Genomic DNA, 14,217 nt, shown 5'->3' on the forward strand with positions numbered 1-14,217 from the left:
ACCGCTCGACTCAGCGGACTTTACCCTCGGCCTGGGTCAGCTCTTCCTTGCTGAAATCATCCACGTCGATCACCTTGCGCCGCGCTGCTTCGGCGTCACGCAGGGTTTGCGCCTCGGCCGGTTGCAAGACGCCTGCGTGCAGCGCCGCGTCGATGGCATGCTCCCCGGCGCTCGGTTTGACCTGGCCGCTTTTGAGCGCGGTGTGCAGTTTTTTCTGCAGCGGATGGCTGGCGCCGAGCAGGTCGTAGGCATGCTGCAAGGCGCCCACCGGATCTTCCGCCGATTGCGGGCGATAGCAGCCGGCCAGCAACTCTTCCAGGGTCGGGTCACCCTTGGCACGGCCGATCACTGCGGCCACTTCGGCATCCAGCGCATCCGACGGCCCGGTATGGCGACGGCCGAACGGGAACACGATCAACCGCAGCAGGCAGCCCAGTACCTTGTTCGGGAAGTTGCTCAGCAGTTCATCCAGCGCACGCTCCGATTCGCCAAGGCTTTCTTCCATGGCCCAGGCGAACAGGGGTTCCAGATGATCCGGCGAATCCAGGTCGTGATAACGCTTGAGGGCGGCTGACGCCAGGTACATATGGCTCAATACATCACCCAGGCGTGCCGACAGGCGTTCGCGACGCTTCAACTCGCCACCCAGCAGCATCATGCTCAGGTCAGCCAGCAGCGCGAACGCGGCCGCCTGGCGGTTGAGTGCGCGGAAGTACCCCTGGCTCAAGCGGTTGCCTGGGGCCTTCTCGAAATGACCGACACCGAGGTTCAGCACCAACGTACTGGCGGCGTTGCTCACGGCGAAACCGATGTGTTGCATCAGCAGCCCGTCGAACTCCTTCAGCGCCTGGTCATGGTCTTCGCGACCGGCCAGGGCCATTTCCTTGAGTACGAACGGATGGCAGCGGATCGCGCCCTGGCCGAAGATCATCAGGTTGCGCGACAGGATGTTCGCGCCTTCTACGGTGATGAAGATCGGCGCACCTTGCCAGTTGCGACCCAGGTAGTTGTTCGGGCCCATGATGATGCCCTTGCCGCCGTGCACGTCCATGGCGTGGCTGATGCACTCGCGGCCACGCTCGGTGAGGTGGTACTTGAGAATGGCCGACAGCACCGAGGGTTTTTCTCCCAGGTCCACGGCGTTGGCGGTGAGCATGCGTGCGCTGTCCATCAGCCAGGCGTTGCCGCCGATACGCGCCAAGGCTTCCTGGATGCCCTCGAAGGCCGACAGGGGCACATTGAATTGTTCGCGCACCTGGGCGTATTGGCCGGTCACCAGGCTGGTGAACTTGGCCGCGCCAGTGCCGACCGCAGGCAGGGAGATCGAACGGCCCACGGAGAGGCAGTTCATCAACATCATCCAGCCTTTACCGAGCATTTCCTGGCCGCCGATCAGGAACTCAAGCGGGATGAATACATCCTTGCCGGAGTTGGGGCCGTTCATGAAAGCGGCGCCCAGAGGCAGGTGGCGACGGCCGATTTCTACGCCGGGGGTATCGGTGGGGATCAGCGCCAGGCTGATGCCCAGGTCTTCTTCTTCACCCAGCAGGTGGTCCGGGTCATGGGCCTTGAAGGCCAGACCGAGCAGGGTCGCGACCGGGCCGAGGGTGATGTAGCGTTTTTCCCAGTTGAGGCGCAGGCCGAGGGTTTCCTTGCCTTCCCATTCACCTTTGCAGATAACGCCGGTGTCGGGCATGGCGCCTGCATCGGAGCCGGCCAGTGGGCCCGTCAATGCGAAGCAGGGGATGTCATCGCCACGGGCCAGGCGCGGCAGGTAGTGGTTGCGTTGTTCTTCGGTGCCGTAGTGCAGCAGCAGTTCGGCGGGGCCAAGGGAGTTGGGCACCATCACGGTGGAGGCCAGGTCACCGCTGCGGGTGGCGAGTTTCATCGCAACCTGGGAATGCGCGTAGGCAGAGAAGCCCTTGCCGCCATATTCCTTGGGGATGATCAGGGCGAAGAAGCCATGGGTCTTGATGTGCTCCCAGGCCGCGGGCGGCAGGTCCATGGCCTGGCCGATTTCCCAGTCGCTGACCATGGCGCAGAGTTCTTCGGTCGGGCCGTCGATAAACGCCTGTTCTTCTTCGGTCAGCTGGGCCTTGGGGTAGGCCAGCAACTTGTCCCAGTCCGGGCGACCGCTGAAGAGTTCGCCGTCCCACCACACGGTGCCGGCGTCGATGGCGTCGCGCTCGGTCTCGGACATCGGCGGCAGGACTTTCTGGAACCAGCTGAACAGTGGCTTGGTGAAGTATTGGCGGCGCAGGTCGGGCAGCAGCAGGGGCGCGGCCACCACGGCGATCAACACCCAGAAGATCAGCAGCAGCCAACCCGGTGCGTGGCTCCAGGCGCCCATCGCCAGCAGGTAGACGGCAACCACGCCGAGGGCGGGCAGGGGCGCGACGCGGCGGTGTGCGAGGTAGGCAATGCCGACCACCAGCACCAGTATCCACAACAACAGCATATTCAATCCTCCGTGAAACCAGGGGCGAAACCACCAGGGAGCTTAGTCGGCATCCGAACAAGCGGGGTGATCAGGGTGTAACGAGATTTGGCCGATTCGTCGTTATCTCCCCGGCAGGCCTGTGGTTAGACTCCAAGCTTCCTTCGGAGATAAAGCTCATGGATACCTACCTGAGTCCCAGCCGCTTCATCGATAGTGACCACCCTGCGGTGGTGGAGTTCGCCGAAAAACACCGTGGAACCCGTAGGGATTTTAGTGACCAGTCAGTCAGCCTCTACTACGCCGTGCGTGAGGCGATTCGCTATAACCCCTACACCTTTAGCCGCGATCCAGACACATTGAGTGCCAGCTTCGCCCTGGCCGCCGGCGAAAGCTATTGCGTGCCCAAGGCCACGTTACTTGCCGCCTGCGCCCGCCATTGCGGGATCCCGGCGCGCATCGGCCTGGCGGATGTGCGCAATCATCTGTCGACGCCGCGTCTGATCGCGCTGCTCAAGAGTGATGTGTTCGCCATGCACGGCTATACCGAGCTTTACCTGAATGATCGCTGGGTCAAGGCCACGCCTGCGTTCAACCAGCAACTGTGCGATGTATTCGATGTGCCGCCGCTGGAGTTCGACGGCCTTCACGACAGCGTTTTCCACGCGTTCAACCGCCAAGGCCAGCGTTCGATGGAATACGTGGTCGACCACGGGCAATTTCCTGACGTGCCCGAGGCCTTTTTCTTCGCCCATATTCAGCAGTCTTACCCGCATCTGTTTGCCGACGACCTGCCGCCGTTACTCGGCGACATGCAGAGCGATTTGAGCCGCGCGTGAACCGGCGTATGCTGCTGCCTTCATCCAGCCATGTTCATCCACAAGAAAGGCGCGGTCATGCTGAAAATCTGGGGTCGTAAAAATTCATCAAACGTCAGGAAGGCACTGTGGTGCGCCGAGGAACTCGGCCTGGACTATGAAGCAATTGATGCGGGCGGGGCTTTTGGTGTGGTCGACACGCCGCAGTATCGGGCATTGAACCCCAATGGCCGGGTGCCGATGATCGAAGACGGCGACTTCGTGTTGTGGGAGTCGAATACCATCGTGCGCTACCTCTGCGCCAAGCAGGCGTCCAGCTGGTATCCGACCGAGGTGAAAGCCCGGGCCAACGCTGAAAAGTGGATGGATTGGACCACGTCGACTTTCGCCGAACCGTTCAAGATTGTGTTCTGGGGCGTGCTGCGCACCCCGGCGGACAAACAGAACTGGGACAACATCCACGCCGGTCGCCAGGCCTGTATTGATGTGCTCAAGACCGTTGATGAAGCGCTGGCTACACAGCCGTATCTGTCGGGCGACGAGATCGGCATGGGCGATATTCCCCTGGGCAGCTTTATCTACGCCTGGTTCGAAATGCCCATCGAACGGCCTGCGATGCCCCATCTAGAGGCCTGGTATGCGCGCCTGCAACAACGTCCGGTCTACCGCAAAGCGGTCATGACTGCGTTGACTTAATACCCACTATTAATACGGGTGACTGTACTTGTGCGGCGCGGGCAAGCACCATGCTTGTCATGCGCCGCCGTTGAACTACCTGGGCTGCGCCCTCATCTACTCTTTCTATTCCCTTCTTTGGTGCGTAATCCGATATGAGTTCCGCTCTGTCCATCCGGCAGCTAACCAAAACCTACGGCAACGGTTTCCAGGCCCTGAGTGGTATCGATCTGGACGTTGCCGAAGGTGACTTCTTCGCCTTGCTCGGCCCCAACGGCGCCGGCAAATCCACCACCATCGGTATCCTCTCGACCCTTGTCAACAAGACCAGCGGCACGGTGAATATCTTTGGCCATGACCTGGACAAATCCCCGGCGGCGCTCAAGCGTTCCATCGGCGTGGTGCCCCAGGAATTCAACTTCAACCAGTTCGAAAAGACCTTCGACATCGTCGTGACCCAGGCCGGTTATTACGGCATCCCGGCGAAGATCGCCAAGGAACGCGCCGAGCAGTACCTGACCCAACTGGGCCTGTGGGACAAGCGCGACGTGCCTTCGCGTTCGCTGTCTGGCGGCATGAAGCGCCGCCTGATGATCGCCCGCGCATTGGTGCATGAGCCGCGCTTGCTGATCCTTGATGAGCCCACTGCCGGCGTGGACATCGAACTGCGTCGCTCGATGTGGACTTTCCTCACCGAGCTGAACGAGAAGGGCATCACCATCATCCTCACCACCCACTACCTGGAAGAGGCTGAGCAGCTGTGCCGCAACATCGGCATCATCGACCACGGCACCATCGTCGAGAACACCAGCATGCGTAACCTGCTGGGTCAGTTGCATGTGGAAACCTTTTTGCTCGACCTGAAAAACAACCTGTCGGCGCCGCCGCAACTGCTCGGTTACCCGAGTCGCCTGGTGGACAGCCATACCCTGGAAGTGCAGGTGGACAAGGCCATGGGCATCACCGCGTTGTTCACGCAGTTGGCGACCCAGAACATCGAAGTGCTGAGCCTGCGCAACAAAACCAATCGCCTTGAGGAGTTGTTCGTGTCCCTGGTGGAGAAAAATCTGGCGAAGGTGGCGGTATGAGTTCCGAACTGCAACCCAACCTCGTCGCGCTGCAAACCATCGTCTATCGCGAAGTGAAACGCTTTACCCGGATCTGGCCGCAGACCCTGCTGCCGCCGGCGATCACCATGGTCCTGTACTTCGTGATCTTCGGTAACCTGATTGGCCGCCAGATTGGCGACATGGGTGGCTTCACCTACATGGAGTACATCGTGCCGGGCCTGATCATGATGTCGGTGATCACCAACTCCTACGGCAACGTGGTCTCGAGTTTTTTCGGCAGCAAGTTCCAGCGCTCCATCGAAGAACTGATGGTGTCGCCGGTGTCACCCCATACCATCCTGATCGGCTACACCCTGGGTGGTGTGCTGCGTGGCTTGATGGTGGGCGTGATCGTGACCCTGCTGTCGCTGTTCTTCACCCACCTGCAGGTGCATCACCTCGGGGTCACCATTTTGGTGGTGGTACTGACGGCGACGATTTTCTCGCTGCTGGGCTTCATCAACGCCGTGTTTGCGCGCAACTTCGATGATATTTCGATCATCCCGACCTTCGTGCTGACGCCGCTGACCTACCTGGGCGGGGTGTTCTACTCCATTACCCTGCTGCCGCCGTTCTGGCAGACCGTGTCGCTGGCCAACCCGGTGCTGCACATGGTCAACGCCTTCCGCTACGGCATTCTGGGGGTGTCGGACATCAAGATCAGCGTGGCAATCACCTTCATGCTGGTGGCGACGGTGGTGCTGTACATTGGCTGCGCGAAGCTGCTGGTGAGTGGACGTGGGATGCGTACGTAAGCGACGACCCGCAATAAAAAACGGCCTCAATTGAGGCCGTTTTTTTTAGGTGCCGAGCAGGGCCAGATCGATCAGTTCATGCAGCTCTTCAACCGGCAACGGTGCGCTGGAAAACAGGCTGCGATACACCGTGGGGGCCGCGATCAGGTTCAGCAGGCGATCCAGGCTTGGCAACACGTCGACGCTGCTCTGATAGCGGTCGAGGATGACCTGCAACTGGCCCATCAGAATGTGGCTGCAGTAGTCCCTGGGATGACTGCACTGCACGTCGCGCATCATGTTGCGGCCCAGGTCGGAGCTCATTTCATCCAGGTATTGTTCGCCCCAGGCGCGCAGGTCACCGCGCAGGCTACCGGTGTTGGCCGGCTCGCTGTCCGGGCGCAGGCGTTCCAACGCCACATCGGCGAGCAGGGCGGCGAGGTCGCCCCAGCGTCGGTAGATGGTGGAGGGCGTAACGCCCGCGCGTGCAGCAATCATCGGCACGGTCACGCTGGAGCGCTCATGGGCTTCCAGCAGTTCGCGCGCGGCGTTATGCACTGATTCTTGGACCCGGGCACTGCGGCCTCCCGGGCGAAGGCCTTCTTTGATCGCCATGCACAAAACCTTAACACAAAGAATTTGCTTTAAGCGCTTTCCAGTAGCACACTCTGCAAAAGCAAAATATTAGCTTTAGCGGAGCGTGCCCATGTCCAGTACTCCTTCACACCGTGCCAACCTGGCCTTCCTGGTGGTCGCGGTGTTGACCTTCCTCGCCGCGTCCAGCGCGCCGACGCCGCTGTATCAGGTGTATCAGGACAACCTGCACTTTTCGGCGGCAATGCTTACGGTGATATTCGGCGTCTACGCCGTGAGCCTGCTGGCGGCATTGCTGACCGTGGGTTCGTTGTCGGATCACCTGGGACGCAAGCCGGTGATCTTCACGGCATTGCTGCTGAACATTCTGGCGATGCTGCTGTTTATCAACGCCGACAGCACCGCTTACCTCATCGCCGCCCGTGCGTTGCAAGGCTTTGCGACCGGCATGGCCACGGCGGTGCTGAGCGCGACGCTGCTCGATACCGATCGCCTGCGCGGCCCCATGCTCAATAGCCTGGCGCCTTTGTTGGGCATGGCCAGTGGCGGCCTGGGCAGTGGTTTGCTGGTGGAATATGCGCCCCGGCCAACCCAGCTGATTTATCTGGCGATGCTCGCCTTGATGGTGGCGCAGGCGCTGTATGTATGGCGTTTGCCGGAAACGGTCAGCCGGATTCCAGGTGCGTTGAAATCCCTGGCACCGACCCTGCACGTGCCTGAACAGGCACGCCGGGCCCTGTGGCTGGCGATGCCGTTGAATGTGGCGGTGTGGGCACTCGGCGGGTTCTTTTCCTCCCTGGCACCTTCGCTGGTGCGGGCGGCGACCGGCTCGACCTCGCACCTGATCGGCGGCGGGTTGGTGGCCGTGGTCACCTTGAGCGGTGCGGTGATGATCTACAGCCTGCGGGATCGCCCGGCGGACAAGGTCATGCGCCTGTCGGCCGTGCTGTTGGCGGTGGGCGTGGCCTTGCTGCTGGTCGCCGTGCAGAGCGCCAGCCTGGTGCTGTTCTTTGCCGCCAGTGTGATCGCCGGCTTCGGCTTTGGCGGCGGATTCATGGGCAGTGTCCGCAGCATTGTGGGCCTGGCGTTGCCTCACGAACGGGCTGGATTGATGTCGGCTTTCTACGTGCTGAGCTACCTGGCGTTCTGCTTGCCGGCGCTGCTGGCGGGTAACTTGAGCCACGTGTATGGCCTGATCGTGACCACGGATGGCTACGGCGCGGTGCTGATCCTGTTGGCCCTGGGGGCGCTGGTCGGTCTGCTGATGCAGGATTCGGCACGGGCCAGGGCGACGACAGGCGGCTGATGGGTAATAATCGGTGCCTCGTATTCGCCTGACCGAGAGGCAAGCATGAAGATCATCCGCAGCAAGGACTTCACCGGCAGCCGGGCCTGGGAGGCGCTGGATATCGCCAACATGAACGGCATCACCACGCGCCTGCACTGGACCGACCAGCCGTACCGCTGGCACATCAATGACGGTGAAGAAGTGTTTGTGGTGCTCGATGGCCGGGTGCAGATGCACTATCGCGACAATGGCTTCGAACAGGTGGCGGAACTGGGCGTCGGCGACATCTTCTACGCCAGCGTCGGCACCGAGCACGTGGCTCACCCTCAGGGCCCGGCGCGTATCCTGGTGATTGAAAGCGAAGGCAGTGTTTGACGCTATATTGGCAAAACAGATAACAGATAGAGACATTACCCGTTATATAGATATTCGATATGGTTCTACCATGGTCTCAACCTCAAACGAGGACGAGGATTGCCATCATGACCTGCTCGAATACCATCAGCTACAAACCCTTCAGTCACTTGACCCGTCCACGGGAAGTGATCCGCCAGTTCACCCCGAACTGGTTTGCCGCCACCATGGGTACCGGCGTGCTTGCGTTGGCGTTGGCGCAACTGCCGTTCAATTTGCCTGGCTTGCACGCGATTGCCGAAGCACTGTGGCTCTTCACCATCGGCCTGTTTGTGCTGTTCAGCGGGTTGTACGCGGCCCGTTGGGTGATGTTTTTCCATGAGGCGCGGCGGATTTTCGGGCACTCCACGGTGTCGATGTTCTTCGGCACAATTCCCATGGGGCTGGCGACCATTCTCAATGGCCTGCTGTTGTTCGGCCTGCCGCGTTGGGGCAGCGACGTGATCCCTCTGGCTGAAGCGCTGTGGTGGCTGGATGTGGCCATGGCGCTGGCCTGCGGTGTGCTGATCCCGTTCATGATGTTCACCCGCCAGGAACACAGCATCGACCAGATGACCGCCGTCTGGCTATTGCCGGTGGTGGCTGCCGAAGTCGCCGCCGCCAGCGGTGGCCTGCTCGCACCACACCTGGCAGATGCTCATTCGCAACTGGTGATGCTGGTGACCAGCTACGTGCTGTGGGCGTTTTCCCTGCCGGTGGCGTTCAGCATCCTCACTATCCTGATGCTGCGCATGGCCCTGCATAAACTGCCCCACGCCAATATGGCCGCGTCGAGCTGGCTGGCGTTGGGCCCCATTGGCACCGGGGCGCTGGGCATGCTGTTGCTGGGGGGCGACGCGCCGGCGATTTTCGCGGCCAATGGTTTGCCGGGTGTCGGCGAAATGGCCAACGGCCTGGGGCTGGTGGCGGGCATTACCCTGTGGGGCTTCGGTCTGTGGTGGATGCTGATCGCGGTCTTGATCACCTTGCGTTACCTGCGCGCCGGTATTCCGTTCAACCTGGGGTGGTGGGGCTTTACCTTCCCATTGGGTGTGTACGCCCTGGCCACATTGAAGCTGGCGAGCCTGTTGCACCTGGGTTTCTTCAGCGTATTCGGCAGTGTGCTGGTAGTGGCATTGGCGCTGATGTGGCTGATCGTGGCCAAGCGCACGGTGCAGGGGGCTTATAAAGGTGAGCTTTTTGTTTCACCTTGCATTGCGGGACTAGGGAATAAGTAAGCCGGATTAGGTAAAGTCGTGGCCTGAATGCTTTTACAAAAAAATAGGCCACGCAGGAACACGGACGATGAGCCACCCCTCGCAATTCACTTTGCTGCGCACACGGCGTTTCCTGCCGTTTTTCATCACCCAGTTGCTGGGCGCGTTCAACGACAACATCTTCAAGCAATCGCTGATCCTCGCCATTCTCTACAAGCTCACCATCGACGGTGACCGCTCGATCTGGGTCAACCTCTGCGCGTTGCTGTTTATCCTGCCGTTCTTCCTGTTTTCGGCCCTGGCCGGGCAGTTTGGCGAGAAATTCAACAAGGACGCGTTGATCCGCGCGATCAAGATCGGTGAGATCGTGATCATGGCCGTGGGGGCGACGGGCTTCCTCACCAATCACCTGGAACTGATGCTGCTGGCGCTGTTTGCCATGGGCACCCACTCGGCGCTGTTCGGGCCGGTGAAGTACTCGATCATGCCTCAGGCTTTGCACGAAGATGAGTTGGTGGGCGGTAACGGCCTGGTGGAGATGGGCACGTTCCTGGCGATCCTGGCCGGCACCATTGGCGCCGGGATCATGATGTCGTCCACCCATTACGCGCCGGTGGTGTCCGTAGCGATCGTCGGCGTGGCGGTGCTGGGTTACCTGGCCAGCCGCAGCATTCCACGGGCGGCGGCGTCGACCCCTGGGTTGCGCCTGAACTGGAACATCTTCAGCGAGTCCTGGGCCACCTTGCGTCTGGGGCTGGGGCAGACGCCCGCCGTTTCGCGTTCCATCGTTGGTAACTCGTGGTTCTGGTTCGTCGGTGCGATCTACCTGACGCAGATCCCGGCCTACGCCAAGGAATGGTTGTACGGTGACGAAACCGTGGTGACGCTGATCCTCACCGTGTTCTCGGTGGGTATCGCGCTCGGCTCGATGCTCTGCGAAAAACTCTCCGGGCGTAAGGTGGAAATCGGCCTGGTGCCGTTCGGTTCATTCGGCCTGACCGTGTTTGGCCTGCTGCTGTGGTGGCACTCCGGCGGCTTCCCGCAGAACGTGCAGGCCAACGACTGGCTCGCCGTGCTCAGCTACGGCCAGGCCTGGTGGGTGCTGTTCGATATTCTTGGCCTGGGCGTGTTTGGCGGCTTTTATATTGTGCCGCTGTACGCGCTGATTCAGTCGCGTACCGCCGAGAATGAGCGGGCGCGGGTGATTGCGGCCAACAACATCCTCAATGCACTGTTCATGGTGGTCTCGGCCATCGTGTCGATCCTGTTGCTCAGTGTGGCCAAGCTGTCGATTCCCGAGTTGTTCCTGGTGGTGTCGCTGCTCAACATCGCGGTCAACACCTACATCTTCAAGATCGTTCCCGAGTTCACCATGCGTTTCATGATCTGGCTGCTCAGCCATTCCATGTACCGCGTGGAGCACCGCAACCTGGAGGCGATCCCGGATGAAGGCGCGGCGTTGCTGGTGTGCAACCACGTGTCGTTTGTCGATGCGCTGTTGATCGGCGGCGCGGTGCGTCGGCCGATTCGCTTTGTCACCTACTACAAGATCTACCGTTTGCCGGTGCTGAACTTTATCTTCCGCACCGCCGGGGCGATTCCGATTGCCGGGCGCCATGAAGATATCCAGATCTACGAAAAGGCTTTCACACGGATTGCTCAGTACCTGAAAGAAGGCGAGTTGGTGTGCATCTTCCCTGAGGGCAAGTTGACCGCCGATGGCGAGATGAATGAGTTTCGCGGGGGTGTGACGCGGATTCTGGAAGAGACGGCGGTGCCGGTGATTCCGATGGCGTTGCAGGGGTTGTGGGGGAGTTTCTTCAGTCGCGATCCGAAGAAGGGCTTCTTCCATCGCATCTGGTCGCGGGTGGTATTGGTGGCGGGTGAGCCGGTGGCGGCAGACGCTGCCACTCCTGCGCAGCTACAGGAAAAAGTCACCCAGCTACGCGGCACTGTTCTGTAGGCACCCGGCTTGCGGGCGATGGCGATTTTCAGGCCGCCATCGCCCGCAAGGGTTATGTGGAGATTTTCAGGCCAATCAGCCCACAAATGATCAGCGCCACGCTGGCCAGCCGGAACAACGCCATGGACTCCCCAAACAGGATGATCCCGGCAATCACGGTGCCCACGGCGCCCACGCCGGTCCAGATGGCATAGGCCGTGCCCAGCGGCAGTTCCTTCATCGCCAGCCCCAGCAGGCCGAGGCTGACGGCCATGGCGGTAATCGTCAAAGCCGTGGGCAACGGCTTGCTGAAACCATCGGTGTACTTCAGTCCGACGGCCCAGCCGACTTCAAACAGACCCGCGAAAAACAGAATGATCCAGGACATGATGACCTCCTAACGTTAGGTGGGGTCGTCCCCGGATTAGCCGCTTGAAGTGTCGCGGGGTCGTCCCCGCGCAGCTCGGTAGAGTGCCGAAAAGTGCTCGGCTGATCAAGTTTGCGGGGTGTTCTCCAGCACGCGACGGTCTTCCTTTTCGCTCATGCGGCGGAAGTAGGTCGACAGCAACGCCCCGGAAATATTGTGCCAGACGCTGAACAACGCACTCGGCACTGCCGCCAATGGCGAAAAGTGCGCGCTGGCCAAGGCGGCGCCCAGCCCGGAGTTCTGCATGCCCACTTCCAGCGCCAGCGACTTGCGCTGTGCCAATGGCAGCTTGAACACGCGGCCGGTGAAGTAACCCAGCAGGTAACCAAAGCTGTTGTGCAGCATCACCACCGCCATGATCAACAGACCCGACTCGGCAATCTTCGCCTGGCTCGCCGCTACCACCGCCGCGACGATGATCACGATGCTCACCACCGACACCAGCGGCAACACATCCACCGCATGGCGTACCCGTTCACCGAGCAGACGTTGCGCCAGTACGCCGAGCACGATCGGCAGCAGCACCACTTGCAGGATCGACCAGAACAATTCCATGAACGACACCGGCAGCCAGGCCGACGCCAGCAGCCAAATAAGCGCCGGGGTGAGCAGCGGGGCGAGGAGGGTGGTGACGGCGGCGATGGCCACCGACAGCGCCAGGTCGCCACGGGCCAACCAGGTCATCACGTTGGATGAGGTACCGCTTGGGCAGCAACCGACCAGGATCACACCGACGGCGATTTCCGGCGGCAGGTGGAACGCCTGGCACAGCAACCACGCCACGCCCGGCATGATCACGAAGTGCGCGACCACGCCCAGGGCCACCCGCCACGGATGGCGGGCGACCTCGGCGAAGTCATCGAGTTTGAGGGTCAGCCCCATGCCGAACATCACCAGGCCCAGCAGCGGGACAATGGCGCTTTTCAGGCCGATGAACCAGTGGGGTTCGAGGAAGGCGACGACGGCAAAGATCAATACCCAGTAGGCGAAGGTATTGCCGACGAAGCGGCTCAAGGCGGCGAGTGCGCGCATGGGGATGTCCTTTTATTAGAGAGGTAGTCGGAGTGCAAACCGGATCCAAATGTGGGAGCGGGCTTGCTCGCGAATGCGGTGGATCAGTCAACATATTCAGTGACTGGCACACCGTGTTCGCGAGCAAGCCCGCTCCCACAGTTTGATCTTCACAAAGCGTTAAATGCCCTGTGGTGTCTCTTCACCGCCCAGTGCTTCAACCAGCGCCGGGATGAAATCGCCGAACGTCAGCATCATCAGTGTGAAGCTCGCATCCAGTTGACCCAGGGCCTCGTCGCCGCCGTCCTGTTCCGCCTGGTCTTGCAGCAGGTCTTCGAACTTCAGGCGCTTGACGGTCATCTTGTCGTCGAGCATGAAGGACAGCTTGTCCTGCCAGGCCAGGGACAATTGGGTCACGACTTTGCCGGTGGTCAGGTGCAGTTGGATCTCTTCGCCGGTCAGGTCCTGGCGCTTGCAACGCACGATGCCGCCGTCTTCGTGGGTGTCGCGCAGCTCGCATTCGTCGAGGACGAAGAAGTCATCGGCTGGCTTCTGGGTGGTGACCCAATCGGTCATGATTGCGGTGGGCGCGGTTTTCACGGTGAGTGGGCGAACCGGCAGGGTGCCGATCACTTCCCGCAGGGTCGACAGCAGGTCTTCGGCGCGTTTCGGGCTGGCCGAGTTCACCAGGATCAGGCCCTGTTTCGGCGCGATGGCGGCGAAGGTCGACGAGCGACGGATAAAGGCGCGTGGCAGGAAGGCCTGGATGATTTCATCCTTGATCTGGTCGCGTTCCTTCTTATAGACCTTGCGCATTTGCTCGGCCTCGATTTCTTCGACTTTCTCTTTCAGTGCGTCACGCACTACGCTGCCCGGCAGGATGCGTTCTTCCTTGCGCGCGGCAATCAGCAGGAAATCACCGCTGACGTGAACCAGAGGAGCGTCTTCACCTTTACCAAAAGGCGCGACGAAACCGTAAGTGGTCAATTCCTGGCTTGCGCAAGGGCGCGCCAGTTTGGTGGCCATGGCCGCTTCCAACGCCTCGGCATCAACAGGCAGATCTTGGGTCAGGCGATAGATAAGCAGGTTCTTGAACCACATGGGGTGAGTCTCTCCTTTATACAAAGGGGGGCATTATTCTCTTGATAACGTCCCAGGCCAACCCTGCCTAAGCCATTGGAAGCTATCAAAAAAAAGATTTCAGAAAGTGCTTGCCAGACTTAAGGTCGCTCCGTAGAATGCGCGCCACACCGAAACGAAGGGTGATTAGCTCAGCTGGGAGAGCGTCTGCCTTACAAGCAGAATGTCGGCGGTTCGATCCCGTCATCACCCACCATTCGCTTCATGTGTTACGCGCAGCGGTAGTTCAGTCGGTTAGAATACCGGCCTGTCACGCCGGGGGTCGCGGGTTCGAGTCCCGTCCGCTGCGCCATATTCGGTAACCTGGAACACTGAACGCCAGGTCACCACAGGAAGCCCGCTCAATGAGCGGGCTTTTTGCTGTCTGGGGTTTGCAAAACCAAAAAAACGCCGCCGATCATTTCCGATGATCGGCGGCGTTTTTTATGGGGC

At 60.7% G+C, this 14,217-nt stretch carries 13 protein-coding genes and 2 tRNA genes; 10 read left to right on the forward strand and 5 right to left on the reverse strand.

Translation table 11 applies throughout. From position 1 onward, the window contains the following. Positions 1-10 precede the first annotated feature (10 nt). Positions 11-2,458, reverse strand: coding sequence for an acyl-CoA dehydrogenase (locus tag H096_RS08585; protein WP_033897675.1), 2,448 nt, complete (start codon positions 2,456-2,458; stop codon positions 11-13). A gap of 158 nt (positions 2,459-2,616) precedes the next feature. Between H096_RS08585 and H096_RS08590 the strand changes: the two genes are divergently transcribed. From H096_RS08590 to H096_RS08605, 4 genes are all read left to right on the forward strand, one after another. Further along, on the forward strand, positions 2,617-3,276 hold the full coding sequence (locus tag H096_RS08590; RefSeq protein ID WP_033897676.1) for a transglutaminase family protein: 660 nt from the start codon (positions 2,617-2,619) through the stop codon (positions 3,274-3,276). Positions 3,277-3,333: 57 nt separating this feature from the next. Further along, positions 3,334-3,951 carry a glutathione S-transferase gene (locus tag H096_RS08595; RefSeq protein ID WP_033897707.1) on the forward strand — a complete coding sequence of 206 codons (618 nt, stop codon included), beginning with the start codon at positions 3,334-3,336 and terminating at the stop codon, positions 3,949-3,951. A 134-nt stretch (positions 3,952-4,085) separates the two neighbouring features. Next, positions 4,086-5,018: an ABC transporter ATP-binding protein gene (locus H096_RS08600; RefSeq protein ID WP_017737219.1), complete on the forward strand. Its 933-nt coding sequence runs from the start codon at positions 4,086-4,088 to the stop codon at positions 5,016-5,018. After that, positions 5,015-5,794, forward strand: a complete 780-nt coding sequence (locus tag H096_RS08605) for an ABC transporter permease (RefSeq protein ID WP_012723134.1) — start codon at positions 5,015-5,017, stop codon at positions 5,792-5,794. The genes H096_RS08600 and H096_RS08605 overlap by 4 nt, the downstream gene beginning before the upstream one ends. A gap of 45 nt (positions 5,795-5,839) precedes the next feature. Here the strand turns inward: H096_RS08605 and H096_RS08610 are convergent, their stop codons facing one another. After that, complete coding sequence (locus tag H096_RS08610; protein ID WP_033897677.1) at positions 5,840-6,388, reverse strand: TetR/AcrR family transcriptional regulator; 549 nt, start codon at positions 6,386-6,388, stop codon at positions 5,840-5,842. Positions 6,389-6,479: 91 nt separating this feature from the next. On the opposite strand from H096_RS08610, the gene H096_RS08615 reads away from it, so the two are divergent. From H096_RS08615 to H096_RS08630, 4 genes are all read left to right on the forward strand, one after another. Further along, the gene (locus tag H096_RS08615; RefSeq protein ID WP_033897678.1) at positions 6,480-7,673 is read left to right on the forward strand and encodes an MFS transporter; all 1,194 of its coding nucleotides are present in this window, start codon (positions 6,480-6,482) and stop codon (positions 7,671-7,673) included. A gap of 45 nt (positions 7,674-7,718) precedes the next feature. After that, positions 7,719-8,030, forward strand: coding sequence for a cupin domain-containing protein (locus H096_RS08620; RefSeq protein ID WP_033897679.1), 312 nt, complete (start codon positions 7,719-7,721; stop codon positions 8,028-8,030). Between the two features lie 107 nt (positions 8,031-8,137). Then, positions 8,138-9,286 (forward strand): TDT family transporter, encoded by a 1,149-nt coding sequence (locus tag H096_RS08625; protein WP_033897680.1) that lies wholly within the window; start codon positions 8,138-8,140, stop codon positions 9,284-9,286. A gap of 67 nt (positions 9,287-9,353) precedes the next feature. Beyond that, positions 9,354-11,228 carry an MFS transporter gene (locus tag H096_RS08630; RefSeq protein WP_033897681.1) on the forward strand — a complete coding sequence of 625 codons (1,875 nt, stop codon included), beginning with the start codon at positions 9,354-9,356 and terminating at the stop codon, positions 11,226-11,228. 52 nt (positions 11,229-11,280) lie between these two features. Here H096_RS08630 and sugE read toward each other — a convergent pair whose 3' ends face one another. The 3 genes from sugE to rdgC all read right to left on the reverse strand — a co-directional run bounded on the left by sugE (position 11,281) and on the right by rdgC (position 13,746). Continuing rightward, complete coding sequence (gene sugE / locus H096_RS08635) at positions 11,281-11,595, reverse strand: quaternary ammonium compound efflux SMR transporter SugE (protein WP_033897682.1); 315 nt, start codon at positions 11,593-11,595, stop codon at positions 11,281-11,283. 105 nt (positions 11,596-11,700) lie between these two features. Next, positions 11,701-12,666 (reverse strand): bile acid:sodium symporter family protein, encoded by a 966-nt coding sequence (locus H096_RS08640; protein ID WP_033897683.1) that lies wholly within the window; start codon positions 12,664-12,666, stop codon positions 11,701-11,703. A gap of 159 nt (positions 12,667-12,825) precedes the next feature. Further along, positions 12,826-13,746, reverse strand: coding sequence for a recombination-associated protein RdgC (gene rdgC / locus H096_RS08645; protein WP_010211632.1), 921 nt, complete (start codon positions 13,744-13,746; stop codon positions 12,826-12,828). A 159-nt stretch (positions 13,747-13,905) separates the two neighbouring features. Here rdgC and H096_RS08650 point away from each other — a divergent pair. Both H096_RS08650 and H096_RS08655 read left to right on the forward strand, forming a co-directional pair. Next, positions 13,906-13,981, forward strand: a tRNA-Val gene (locus H096_RS08650). 19 nt (positions 13,982-14,000) lie between these two features. Beyond that, a tRNA-Asp gene (locus tag H096_RS08655) sits at positions 14,001-14,077 on the forward strand. The last annotated feature ends 140 nt before the right edge of the window (positions 14,078-14,217 follow it).

This window comes from Pseudomonas sp. FH1 (assembly GCF_000510895.2).
Classification (GTDB): domain Bacteria; phylum Pseudomonadota; class Gammaproteobacteria; order Pseudomonadales; family Pseudomonadaceae; genus Aquipseudomonas; species Aquipseudomonas azotoformans_A.